This is a genomic window from Paracoccus denitrificans, from assembly GCF_900100045.1.
Taxonomy (GTDB): domain Bacteria; phylum Pseudomonadota; class Alphaproteobacteria; order Rhodobacterales; family Rhodobacteraceae; genus Paracoccus; species Paracoccus denitrificans.
This window is the reverse complement of the sequence record NZ_FNEA01000044.1, coordinates 15,716-27,552: the sequence shown is the minus strand read 5'-3', so window position 1 is coordinate 27,552 and position 11,837 is coordinate 15,716. Positions and strand designations below refer to the sequence as shown.

Annotated in this window: 14 protein-coding genes and 1 tRNA gene; 10 read left to right on the top strand and 5 right to left on the bottom strand. The window is 65.9% G+C overall.

Going from position 1 to position 11,837, the window contains the following annotated elements:
- From BLT64_RS23695 to BLT64_RS23655, 9 genes are all read left to right on the top strand, one after another.
- Nucleotides 1-1,023 (top strand): DNA methyltransferase (locus BLT64_RS23695; protein WP_139171655.1); only part of this gene is annotated, 1,023 nt, incomplete at its 5' end.
- On the top strand, nucleotides 1,023-1,451 hold the full coding sequence (locus BLT64_RS23690; RefSeq protein ID WP_011747307.1) for a beta-sandwich lipoprotein: 429 nt from the start codon (nucleotides 1,023-1,025) through the stop codon (nucleotides 1,449-1,451). The genes BLT64_RS23695 and BLT64_RS23690, both read left to right, overlap by 1 nt.
- Nucleotides 1,448-2,248, top strand: coding sequence for a DUF550 domain-containing protein (locus BLT64_RS23685; RefSeq protein WP_011747306.1), 801 nt, complete (start codon nucleotides 1,448-1,450; stop codon nucleotides 2,246-2,248). The genes BLT64_RS23690 and BLT64_RS23685 overlap by 4 nt, the downstream gene beginning before the upstream one ends.
- A complete protein-coding gene (locus BLT64_RS23680) occupies nucleotides 2,245-2,973 on the top strand; it encodes a hypothetical protein (protein WP_011747305.1) in 729 nt (242 codons plus the stop codon). The genes BLT64_RS23685 and BLT64_RS23680 overlap by 4 nt, the downstream gene beginning before the upstream one ends.
- Nucleotides 2,973-3,245, top strand: coding sequence for a hypothetical protein (locus BLT64_RS23675; RefSeq protein WP_011747304.1), 273 nt, complete (start codon nucleotides 2,973-2,975; stop codon nucleotides 3,243-3,245). Before BLT64_RS23680 ends, BLT64_RS23675 begins: the two co-directional genes overlap by 1 nt.
- Nucleotides 3,235-3,675, top strand: coding sequence for a hypothetical protein (locus BLT64_RS23670; protein ID WP_011747303.1), 441 nt, complete (start codon nucleotides 3,235-3,237; stop codon nucleotides 3,673-3,675). The genes BLT64_RS23675 and BLT64_RS23670 overlap by 11 nt, the downstream gene beginning before the upstream one ends.
- Entirely contained in the window at nucleotides 3,672-4,400 is a 729-nt protein-coding gene (locus BLT64_RS23665; protein WP_011747302.1) for a hypothetical protein, read from the top strand. Before BLT64_RS23670 ends, BLT64_RS23665 begins: the two co-directional genes overlap by 4 nt.
- A complete protein-coding gene (locus BLT64_RS23660; protein WP_041529790.1) occupies nucleotides 4,400-4,630 on the top strand; it encodes a helix-turn-helix domain-containing protein in 231 nt (76 codons plus the stop codon). Before BLT64_RS23665 ends, BLT64_RS23660 begins: the two co-directional genes overlap by 1 nt.
- Nucleotides 4,606-5,706, top strand: a complete 1,101-nt coding sequence (locus tag BLT64_RS23655) for a tyrosine-type recombinase/integrase (protein WP_074810704.1) — start codon at nucleotides 4,606-4,608, stop codon at nucleotides 5,704-5,706. Before BLT64_RS23660 ends, BLT64_RS23655 begins: the two co-directional genes overlap by 25 nt.
- 26 nt (nucleotides 5,707-5,732) lie before the next feature.
- Here the strand turns inward: BLT64_RS23655 and BLT64_RS23650 are convergent.
- The 4 genes from BLT64_RS23650 to phaC form a co-directional block, all read right to left on the bottom strand.
- Nucleotides 5,733-5,822: transfer RNA gene (locus BLT64_RS23650), tRNA-Ser, on the bottom strand.
- A gap of 50 nt (nucleotides 5,823-5,872) precedes the next feature.
- The gene (gene phaR, locus BLT64_RS23645; RefSeq protein ID WP_011747299.1) at nucleotides 5,873-6,460 is read right to left on the bottom strand and encodes a polyhydroxyalkanoate synthesis repressor PhaR; all 588 of its coding nucleotides are present in this window, start codon (nucleotides 6,458-6,460) and stop codon (nucleotides 5,873-5,875) included.
- 148 nt (nucleotides 6,461-6,608) lie between these two features.
- Entirely contained in the window at nucleotides 6,609-7,082 is a 474-nt protein-coding gene (locus tag BLT64_RS23640) for a hypothetical protein (RefSeq protein WP_011747298.1), read from the bottom strand.
- Between the two features lie 113 nt (nucleotides 7,083-7,195).
- Nucleotides 7,196-9,103, bottom strand: a complete 1,908-nt coding sequence (gene phaC / locus BLT64_RS23635) for a class I poly(R)-hydroxyalkanoic acid synthase (protein WP_371862683.1) — start codon at nucleotides 9,101-9,103, stop codon at nucleotides 7,196-7,198.
- Nucleotides 9,104-9,630: 527 nt separating this feature from the next.
- Here phaC and phaZ point away from each other — a divergent pair.
- A complete protein-coding gene (gene phaZ, locus BLT64_RS23630; RefSeq protein ID WP_011747296.1) occupies nucleotides 9,631-10,974 on the top strand; it encodes a polyhydroxyalkanoate depolymerase in 1,344 nt (447 codons plus the stop codon).
- A 42-nt stretch (nucleotides 10,975-11,016) separates the two neighbouring features.
- Here phaZ and BLT64_RS23625 read toward each other — a convergent pair whose 3' ends face one another.
- Nucleotides 11,017-11,766 (bottom strand): alpha/beta fold hydrolase, encoded by a 750-nt coding sequence (locus BLT64_RS23625; protein ID WP_011747295.1) that lies wholly within the window; start codon nucleotides 11,764-11,766, stop codon nucleotides 11,017-11,019.
- Between the last annotated feature and the right edge of the window lie 71 nt (nucleotides 11,767-11,837).

Sequence of the window (11,837 nt, the reverse complement as noted above, 5' to 3'; positions counted from 1 at the left end):
ACCGACGACGATCCGCATTTCTGGCAGCAGATGGGGTTCCTGATCCCCGAGCTGCTGCGCGTGCTGGAGCCGGGCCGGATCTGCGCGATCCACGTCAAGGACCGGATCATCCCCGGTGGCATCAACGGCTTCGGTTTCCAGACCCTATCGACCCTGCACATGGATTGCGTGCGCGAGTTCCAGCGCCACGGCTGGGCCTATCTCGGTATGAAGACCATCACGACCGATGTCGTGCGCGAGAACAACCAGACCTATCGCCTGGGCTGGTCGGAACAGTGCAAGGACGGCAGCCGCATGGGCTGCGGCGTGCCGGAATACCTGCTGATCTTCCGCCGGCCGCCCAGTGACACCAGCAACGGCTACGCCGACCGGCCGGTGAAGAAGGCCAAGAAGGAATGGGACCCCGAGGCCAAGGACTGGCGCAACGAGGGCGGCTATAGCCGCGCCCGCTGGCAGATCGATGCCCACGGCTACATGCGGTCGAATGGCGACCGGACCCTGCTGCCCGAGGAACTGGAGGGGCTGGACGCGGACCAGGTCTACAAGGTCTGGAAGGCCTACAACCTGCAGCAGGTCTATGATTTCGAGCATCACGTTCAGATCGGCGAAGCCCTCGAGGTGAAGGGCCGGCTGCCGCCGACCTTCATGCTGCTGCCGCCGCATAGCGCGCATCCCGATGTCTGGACCGATGTCGCGCGCATGATGACCATCAATGCCGAGCAGGCGCGCAAGGGCAACGAGATGCATCTCTGCCCGCTGCAATACGACATCGTGGACCGGGCCATCGCCCAATACACCGAGCCGGGCGAATGGGTCTACGACCCGTTCGGCGGGCTGATGACCGTGCCCTTCCGCGCCATCAAGCTCGGCCGCAAGGGCATCGGGGTCGAACTGAACAAGGGATACTGGCTCGACGGCTGCAAATACGTCGAGGCCGCCTCGCGCGAGGCTGGCATGCCCAGCCTCTTCGACCTCCTCGACGCCGATCAACCCGAAAACCAGAAGCTGCGGAGGACCGCGTGATGAAGAAACTGTTTCTTATCCCCGCCCTGTGCCTGCCCTTGATGGCGGGGCAGTGCGAAGATGATGCGACAATTGCGGCGCGGAACGTCTCCAAGGCCGCCGACAATTTCGAGATCAGCCGCCGTGTCGTGTTCTACAACGGTGTCACCGACAGCTACATCCTGACGGTCGAAGGCCGCTGCTCGATGGACCTGAACAGCGCCGGCACCGCGTTCAACGTCATCTGCAAGACCGGGCCGAGCGATTACAAGCGGCACACCCTGGTGCTGTCGGACAACACCAGCGCCTTCGTGGAGCAGCTGGAGCCGGCCACGGTCAGCGCCTACCACTATCGCGTGACGTTCAAACCGCAATCGATCATCCCAGACGTGGATTTCCGGGGTGATGCCGGGGAACTGGTCACCAATTCCAGCGAGGCCATGCAATGAGCACCGATTCCTTTGAACACCCGACTCTGGCTGAACTCCGTGACCGGCATGCCGATTGGTCGCAACGCCAGTTCGGCGACGTGTCCGCCGTCGGGCCGGCCAAGCACCTGTCCAAGGAAGCCCTGGAGGTCGCGGCCGCGCCGCACGATCCGATTGAGCATGCGGATTGCTGGATGCTGCTCTGGGACATGCAACGCCGGGCCGGCATCAGCGACGCGATGCTGGCAGACGCCATCCGGCAGAAGCTGGACATCAACATGTCCAGATCGTGGCCGCCGCCGCAAGAAGGCGAAGCCCGCGAGCATGTTCACTCCCCGGCCAACGTGCCCTGGCAGTGGTACTCCGGCCGGGATGATGAGAATTTCAGCTTCGGGCCCTGCGACACGCGCGAGGAAGCGATCCGCCTGGCGGTCGAGGACGGCATGTGCGAGGAGCGCTCGGCTGACGATCCGGAGGTTTGGGAAAACCATATCCACCTGATCGAAGCCCAGAAGGCGCCGCTGCGCCTGGCCGACTGGATCGGCACCGACACCCTCCTCGAACGGGCGGATGAGGCCGTCGCCGACAGTGACCGGGTCTGCTACGAGCATGACGACGGACCATGGTTCGAGGCCACCCCCGAACAGGGGGCCGATCTGGCCGCCCGTTTGCGCCGGGCCTGTGACGAATGGCAGGCCGCGCATGGCCTGACGTTCACCTGCCGCACCTTCAGCGCCTCGCGCAACGCCGAGTTCGTGATCGTTCCGCAACTTCGCGAACTGCTCCCCGCGCCCGCCGCGGAAGGCGGTGACGCATGACCAGCGACATCGTTTCCGTCGAGATCGGCCGCAGCACCTGGCAGGGCCCGGCCGAGGATGCGCCGCGTCGGGCGCACATCACCCGAGATGATCTTGTCTCTGCTTTGGAGCAGATCGAGATGCTGACCGCCACCGGCTCGGGGCTGGACCCGGACACGACGATGCAGGTCCACCTGCTCGCGGGCATCGGCCGGGCAACGCATGATCCCTATGCGTGGTATAGCCGCTCTGACCTCTGCGCCTCGGGCCAGCAGGTGCGGGCGCTGGTGGATGCTTTCGAGGCCGGGTTGAAGGCGGCCACCGAGATCGTCGCGGATGACCGCATCTGCGAGGCGATACTTGCGCGTGACAACCCGTATTCCGCCCTGACGCCAGCCCCGCAGGCCGCAACCCCGACCGCGCAAGAGCTGGTGCCTGTGCGCTGGTTGGTAGAGGAAACATTGTTGAACGGGTCGAGGCGCTGGTCATGCTTTGAGTATGAGCGACAGGCGAGGCAGCAGGCCAAGACGTATTCCGGCACGGTCACTTTCACGCCATTGTTCGCCCACCCGCCCCAGCCCAGCGAGACGGTCGCGGAGGCCGCAACCGCCGCGCTCAATGCATGCCGCATCATCGACGCGGCAGCTTTGGAAGGGCACGACAACGTCAGTGACCTGATCTGTCATCTGCTTGAGGCCGTCGAACCGGCCAGAGCCGCCCTGCGCGCCCTGAAAGGTGGTGCGTGATGGCTGATCGCATCCTCCCCATCATCCACCGCGGCATCGTGATCCGGCAAGCCGAGGTGCCGGGAGCGCCCTATGAATGGACGCACGAGGAGACCGATGCCCACGGCATGGCCCCGACGCTCGACGACGCGATCCGCCAGATCAATGTGCACCTCGGCAGCGTCGATCCCGATTGCCGGGTGTGCCGCGGCACCGGATCCGAGGACTGGTCCTATCTGGCGCTGACCCCGTGCCGGCTCTGCAATCCGGAAGAGGTGCGGCATGCAGGTTAACCGCTACCTTAAAGACGAGGCGATGGACCGGATCGACCACGCCCTTGGGCGCCCGGTCAACCCGCTGGCCCATACATACCGGGACCACTACGCCGCCGCCGCCGACGGCGACATTGCCAAGGAGATGGCGGGATCGCCTCACTGGCGGGCCGGTGCTCGACATGGCGTCCTCCAGTGGTTCTTCGTCACACGCGAGGGCCGGGAGGCGCTACGAGACCATTTGCGCGAGATCGGTGACCAGCACCGGCTCTATGTCGTGATCTGGGACGGCATGGAAATGCCCTGTGTCGCCACCAGCCCCAGCAAGGCCCGATATAGCAAGTGGCTCGATGTCTCCGACTGCTGCAATGTCAGCTTCAAGGAGTTCTGTCGCGCTGCGCGGGTTCGTCTTGCGATTGGCGGCGCGACGGCGGCGGAGGGACGGGCATGACCGCCGCGCTCCGCGTCGGCATCCTCTGCGAGACCTCGGGCGCGATGCGCCGAGCCTTCGCTGCCCTCGGGCATGATGCCACATCCGTTGACCGCCTGCCGGCCGAGGACGGCAGCAACCATCACATCGTCGGCGACGTGCGGGACTACCTCGACTATGGCTGGGACCTGCTGATCGTTTGCCACCCGCCCTGCACGCGGCTCTGCAACAGCGGCGTGCGATGGCTGTCCGTACCGCCGAAGAACCCGCCTAGCGACGCGACCCCGGCCGAGAGGGCAGCATGGCCGATCCTGTCTCGCGAAGCGCGGCTGGCCATCATGTGGCGGCTGCTGGACGAAGGCGCCGAGCTGTTCGCTGCCTGCTGGCAGGCCCCGGTTTCCCGCGTGGCGGTCGAGAACCCGATCATGCACAAGCACGGCCGCGCCCGGATGCCCGCGGACCTGCCCAAGCCCCAGATCGTCCAGCCGTGGTGGTTTGGCGAGCCGGCCTTCAAGGCGACGGGCTTCTACCTGCGCGGCCTGCCGCCGCTGACCGCCACGAAGCGGCTGATCCCGCCGCGGAAGGCGACCGAGCCGGAGCGGCACAAAGCATGGTCGGCAATCCACCGCGCCAGCCCGGGCCCCGACCGATGGAAAATCCGCAGCAGGACCTTCGAGGGCATCGCCCGCGCCTGCGCAGAGCAATGGGGCGGATACGCCCTCGATCAGATCAGGAGGATGGCGTGATGGGCAAGCATGAGCCAGCTTTTGCGCCTCGCCTTCTGCCTGCGCCCGAGGCCGCGCATTATCTCGGGATCAGCGAAACCACGTTGCGCGGCCTTGGCCTGCCGCGCCGGATGCTGGGGGGAAAGCGGCTTTACGACCGCCTGACTCTTGACGAATACGCGTCTGGTCTGCCTGTTGATGGGGAGAACGGGAATGAGGCAACGGAATGCGACAGGGCATTTGGCCTGTGAAGCTGAAGGGGATCAGACGCCAGAAGCGCGGCGACAAGGTGATCCGCTATCATCGGGCCACCGGAATCCGCCTGCCTGACGATATCCCCGAGACACACCCGGATTTTGTCTCGGCATGGGCTCGGTGCGAGGCAGGGCAAGGGCAACCGGACGCACCGAAGGCTCCAGCGCCGACGGGATCGTTGGCAGCGGCCTGCATCGCCTTTCGGGGCTCGCCATCGTTCAAGGAGCAATCGCCGGTCTATCGCGACATCCTGACCCGTAACATCGAGGCGATCCGCGGCGAATATGGTCACGTCGCGATAAAGGCGATAAAAGCCAAGCACATCAGCGCCGACCTGGCCAAACTGGCGGGCACCAGGCCGCTATCGCGGCTCAAGACCTGGCGCAAGGTCATGGATCACGCGCGTCGCACCGGATTGATCGAGGAAGATCCGAGCCTGACCGTGAAGGCTCCAAAGGTGAAGCTGAAGGGGCATCAGGTTTGGACGGAAGGCGACATAGAGGTGTTCCGGGGGAAATGGAAAATCGGAACCGTGCAGCGCGCCTGTTTCGAGCTGCTGCTGTGGACCGCGGCGCGGACGGTGGACGCCGTGCGGATCGGGCCGCAGCACGTCGGCAAGGACGGCGTGCTGTCGTTCCGGCAGTCCAAGACCGGGGGTATGGCCTATGTCCCGTGGACCGCGACCCTACCCAACTGGGGCGCAGGATGGGCGGATGAGCGGCGGGAGATGATGGAGGCGTTACGGTGCCTCGCCGGCGGGCTGACGTTCCTCCAGGCGCGCGGCGCGCGGCCGAGATCGGAGAAGGGGCTTAGCAACCTCATCAGCGCGGCAGCACGCGAGGCGAAGCTCGAAGGTCGCACCGCGCACGGGCTTCGCAAAGCGCGACTGACCCGTATCGCCGAAGCCGGCGGATCGGCCCATGCCATCAAGTCGTGGGGCGGTCACAAGACCTTGGCCGAGGCCGCGCATTACACCGAGTCAGCGGATGCAAAACGGCTGGTCACCGGCACGGAACAGGAACAGAACGCTGTATCACCTGCCGAACGCGATACAAAAACCGCAAATAATTGAGTAAAATCAACGTTGATTTGATGCGATGGCGGACGGTGAGGGATTCGAACCCTCGAGACGGTTCCCCGCCTACACACTTTCCAGGCGTGCGCCTTCGACCACTCGGCCAACCGTCCGTGGCGGCTCGTCTAGCGCGACGGCGCGACCAGTGCAAGCCGCAGTTCCGTCAAAGCTTCGAAATCCGCTTCTGCAACTCGGCAAGCTGCCGGCGGATCTCGGCCATGTCCTCGGGGCCGGAGCCCTTCTTGCCGGCGCGCCGGGGCTCCTCCCCCTCGGTCTCTTCCATTTCGGGACCGCTGCTCCCCGTGCCCCAGCCTGCCGACATCGCCTTCAGGAACAGCTGCTGCTGGCGCTGGAGCGCCTCGAAACCCGGCATCGAGGACATCGGGTTCGGAAAGGTCGACAGGTTCTCCATCATCTTGGACTGGCCTTCGCGCAGCATCTCGAAACTGGCGGCCAGGAATTGCGGCACCACCGATTGCGCCTGCGTGGTGTAGCTGCGCACCAGGTCGATCAGCACGTCGATGGGCAGCACGTTCTCGCCCCGCCCCTCATGCTCGGCGATGATCTGCAACAGATATTGCCGGGTCAGGTCGTCGCCGGTCTTGAGATCGACGATGCGCACCTGACGCCCGGCACGGATGAAACCCGCGATATCCTCGAGCGTGACGTAATCGCTCGTCTCGGTGTTGTAGAGGCGGCGGCTCGCATAGCGCTTGATCAGAAGCGGGGTCGTGTTCTCGGCCTCAGCCATGGCTCCTCCGGCAATGCATTTGCAGCATGATGGGAAATGGCCCGGAAGAATGCAAAGAAAATCGCCACGCTGCATCTGGAATCGAAGCGGGCATGAGAAAAGGGGGCAGCGAACTGCCCCCTTGTCCCGATACCGTCAAGGTCTGAAATCAGCCCTTGGTCACGGTGCTGGCCGAGGACGCGGCGGCAGCGGCTTTCTTGACCGCGGCCTGGGTCTCGCGGGTGGCCTTTTCGGCGGCCTTCTGGGCGTCGGCAGCCAGATCCTTGCCGGCGGTCAGCATCAGGTCGACGGTGTCCATCTGGACCTTCTTCGCCACTTCGGCAAAGGCGGCCATGTGCTCGGCGGCCATTTCGGCGGCAGCGGTGGCGAAGTCGCTCAGCGCCTTGGCGTATTCGGCCGGCTCTTCCTTGGACGAGGTCAGCTCACCCATGCGGGCGATGGTGTCCTTGGCCCACTGGGCCGAGATCTCGGTCGAACGCTCGGCAGCGGCCAGCGCGACGCGGGCCATCTTTTCGCCCAGCGCGGTCTGCGACTTGAAGGCGTCCTGGAACGACGAGGTGTCGACCGGGAATTTCGCCATCACTTCTTGCAGGGTCTTGGTAAAGTCGGGGGTCTTGGCCATGTGCTCTCTCCTTGGTCGGCGCGACGCTTCGGCACCGTTTGAACTGTTCTGTCCAACATATACTTTCTGCACTGCAGCATTGCAAGGTTTTCTTGCTGCGGTGCAGAAAAATTTTATGCCCGCTCGTGAACGTAGAGCCCGGGCGCGGGGCCGAAGCCCTCGCCCGGATCGCGGGCCTCGACCATGTTCCCCGCCCGGCGGGCCAGCCACTCGCCCCAGCGGCCCCACCAGCTGCCCTCGTGATGCCTGGCCTTGTCCAGCCAGTGCTGCTCGCCCTGATCGAAACCGGCATCCGAGGTGTAATGGCCGTATTTCTTCTTGCTGGGCGGATTGACGATGCCGGCGATATGGCCCGATTCGGACAGGATGAAGGTCTTGTCCTTCGAGCCCATCTGCGCCACGCCGCGCCAGCTGTCGCGCCAGGGCGCGATATGATCCGTCTCGCAGGCGATGGCGCAAAGCGGCACGGTGACGTCACCGACATGCAGTCGGTGGCCCAGCAGGTCGAACCCCTCCTTGACGAAGCGGTTCTGCTGGCACAGGCCCCGCAGGTATTCCACCGCCATGCGCCCGGGCAGGTTGGTGCCGTCGCCGTTCCAGAACAGCAGGTCGAACGCGGGCGGCATCTCGCCCAGCATATAGCTGCGAATCGCCGGCCCCCAGACCAGGTCGTTGGCGCGCAGGAAGCTGAAGGTGCGCGTCATCAGCTGCGCGCCAAGCACGCCGGTCCGCGCCGCCTCCTCCTCGATGCCCGAGACGAAATCCTCTTGCAGATAGGCGGTGAACTCGCCCTGATCCGCGAAATCGGTCAGCGCAGTGAAGAAGGTGGCCGAATTCACCCGGTCGTCGCCGCGCTGCTTGAGGATCGACAGCGTCAGCGCCAGCGTCGTCCCGGCGATGCAATAGCCGACGACGTTCAGCTTTTTCTGGTCGGTCAGGTCCAGCACCCGGTCCATCACCTCCAGATAGGCGGTGACGTAATCGTCCATGCCGGTATCGCCATAGCTGGGATCGGGGTTCTTCCAGGCCACCACGAACAGCGTATAGCCCTGATCGACGATCCATTTGATCAGGCTGTTCTGCGGCTTGAGGTCGAGGATGTAGAACTTGTTGATCCAGGGCGGAAAGATTACCAGCGGGATCTCGTGCACCTGGGCGGTGGTGGGCTTGTACTGGATCAGCTCGTAAAGCTTGGTGCGCGCCACCACCGTGCCCTCGGTGGTGCCGATGTTCTCGCCCACGCGGAAGGCGTCGCGGTCGGCCAGCGAGACGATCAGCTCGCCATTGTTCTGCTCGACGTCACGCACCAGGTTCTCAAGGCCCTTGACCAGGCTTTCGCCCTCGGTCTCCAGCGCCTTTTCCAGCGCGTCGGGATTGGTCGCCAGGAAATTCGTCGGCGCCATCATGTCGATCATCTGGCGGGTGAACCATTCGATCCGGCGCCGGTCGGTCATCTCGGGCAGGTCGAGCGCGCTGGCCGCCTCTTCCAGCGCCTGGGCGTTGATCTGGTATTGCCGCTTGATGAAGTTGAAGAACGGATGCGCCTCCCAGAGCGGGTTCGAGAAGCGCCGGTCCCGGAGTCCCTCGCTGGGCGGCGGCTTCAGCGTGCCGCGGGCAAGGGCGGCCTGGGCCTCGGCGAAATGGCGCAGCGTCTCGCCCCAATAGCTGACCTGCTGGCTGAGCACGCGCTCGGGCTGCTCGGTCAGCAGCTTGATCCAGGCGCCGGTCGCGGTGGCGAACAGTTCGGGACCGGGCAGTTCGACGCCGGGGCTGTGTGGGCGGCGCTGCGCCAGCGCGCTGATCAGGCGCTGGGTCAGCGATTCGATACGTTCGATGTTCTGGGCCAGCTGCTCGGGCAGGCGGCTGCCGATGCCGAAGGCGGCTTCGGCGAAGGCGGCGGCGCTGGACGGCTCGGCAGCGGGGGCGGCGGGTCTTTCGGTCCCGGCGGGGGTCGGGCTCGCGGCAGCGGGCGCGGCCATGGGCGGCGCGGCACCCGGCCCGACGGCGCCAAGCGGGCGCAGCGCCTCGTCGACCGCGCTCAGCGATGCGGCTTCGGCCTGCGCCTTCGCGGCGGCCTTGGCAGAGGGCTTGCGGCGCGTGCCGGTGCGGGGATCGCTGCGGCTGGCCGCCCGCGCACGCGACACGGGCTTGCGGGCGCCGGACTTGGCAACCGGCTCGGCGGCAGGCTTGCCGGCCCCGGATCCGGCGGCCGCCTTGGGCTTGGCCAGCGTCACGGGCTCCTGCGCGGCCTTGGCAGCGGGGGCAGCCTTCGCCCGGCGGCCGCGCGCCGGCGCTTCCGAATCGGCGGGGGCCGGGTCCTGTTTCGCGACCTTGGCCGCGGATCGGGCCTTTGCCCCAGTCCCGCGAGCCTTGCGCGGTTTGGCCGCATCGCCGGCCCCGGCTTCGACTTCCGGTTTTTTGTCCTTGCCCGCCATAATTGACAATCCTCCCTGAACCGTAAAATCATTATGCCCAGCACAATACGCAGGTAAAGCCGTGTCCTTTCCCGGCAGGGCGGAATCCGGCAGGTTCATGGGAGAAGGTTGCAATGACGACGTACAAGGGTTTGAGAGGGATCATCTCCTATGACGCGATGGAGACGATCCGCAACACCAACGAATGGATGGGGGCCAGCGCCCGTGCGCTTTCCTCCTATCCGGCCTTTGCGCTGATGCCCAATCCGCTGTTCAAGCTGATGTCGGCCTGGGGCCGGGTGACCGAGCGCAGCTTTGCGCGCATGGTCATCAAGCCGGACTGGGAAATCCCGCCCGTCGTTTCCGAGGACGGCCAGGACCATGTCGTCTATATCGAGCCGGTGATCGAGCGGCCCTTCGGCGACCTGGTGCATTTCCGCGTCGCCCGCCGCGCGCCCCAGGCGCGCAAGGTTCTGCTGGTCGCACCGATGTCGGGCCATTACGCCACTCTCCTCCGCACCACGGTCACATCATTGCTGCCCGATTGCGAAGTCTATGTGACGGATTGGCACAATGCCCGTGACATTCCGGTCAGCTGCGGCAAGTTCGACGTCGACGACTACACCCAGTATCTGGTCGACTTCATCCGCCATCTCGGCCCCGACACCAATGTGATCGCCGTCTGCCAGCCCGCGCCGCTGGCCCTGGCCGCGACCGCATTGCTGGCCGAGGAGGATCCCAAGGCCCAGCCGCGCTCGCTGATCCTGATCGGCGGCCCGATCGACCCCGACGCGGCGGCGACCGAAGTGACCGATTTCGGCAACCGCATCACCATGGGCGAGCTCGACTACCTGATGATCCAGCAGGTCGGCTTCAAGTATCGCGGCGCCGGGCGCATGGTCTATCCGGGCCTCGCCCAGCTTTCCTCCTTCATCGCCATGAATGCCGAGACCCATGCCAAGGCGTTCCTCGACAAGATCTTCGCCGAGGCCCGCGGCCAGGGCTCCGAAGGCGACAAGCACAACACCTTCTACGACGAATATCTCGCCGTGATGGACATGACCGCCGAATTCTACCTTTCGACGGTCGAGCGCATCTTCAAGGAACGCGAGATCGCGCGGAACTGCTTTACCGTGAACGGCAAGCCGGTAGACCTGGGCAAGATCACCGATGTCGCGGTCATGACGGTCGAGGGCGCCAATGACGACATCTCGGCGCCCGGCCAATGCGTCGCGGCGCTGGCGCTCTGCACCGGCGTGCCCGAAAGCCGCAAGACCCAGCACCTCGAGCCCGGCGCCGGCCATTACGGCATCTTCGCCGGCAAGAGCTGGCGGCTGAACATCCGCCCGCTGGTGCTGGATTTCATCGACGAGCAGTTGCAGCCGACGGGCCAGCGCAAGCGGCGCCGCAGCGGCCCCGTCCCGGTCGATTGCGGCGTGACCAACTTTTCGGAACAGGACGCCAAGATCGCCGTCTGACCACCCGCAGGGACAAGGCGCGGCCGATGGGCCGCGCCCTTCTCATCCCGCCCGCGCCAGCACCTCGTCCAGCGCATCGCCGATCAGCGCCAGGCAGTCGGGGGTCGAGAAGCGGTGATCGGCACCCTTCACCAGCACCAGCCGCATGTCCTCGCCCTTGCCATGGGCCAGAAGGTCCAATGCCCAGGACATCGGCACGTCGGCGTCCTCGGTGCCTTGCAGGAAACGCACCGGGAAAGGCAGGGGCAGGGGCTGGTCCAGCACCAGATGGTCGCGCCCGTCCTCGATCAGCCGGCGCGTGATGACATAGGGCGCGTCGCCATAGTCGCTGGGCTGCTCGACCCGGCCCCGCTCCAGCAAGGCGGCGCGCTCGGCCGCGGAAAACCCGGCCCAATAGCCGCGCTCGGTGAAATCCGGCGCGGCCGCCACCGTCACCAGCCCGGCCAGCCGCTCGGGCATGGTCCGCGCCAGCAGCAACCCGATCCAGCCGCCCATCGAGGAACCGACCAGCACCTGCCGCCCCTCGGTCAGGCCCCGGATCGCGGCCATGGCATCGGCGAACCAGTCGCCGATCGCCCCCTCCTCGAACATGCCCGAGGACTCGCCGTGGCCCGAATAGTCGAAGCGCAGGAAGGCCCTGCCCCTCGCGCGCGCCCAGTCCTCCAGCCACAGCGCCTTGGTGCCCTGCATGTCCGAGCGGAACCCGCCCAGGAACACCACGCCGGGCCCCTGCCCCTCGATCCGGTTATAGGCGATGCGCCGCCCCTGCGGCCCTTCCAGAAACTGCGTCATTTCTCCGTTTCCCAAATACTCTGCGGGGGAGTCGCGCGCCCGCGCGACGGGGGGCGCAAAGCCCCCCCGCG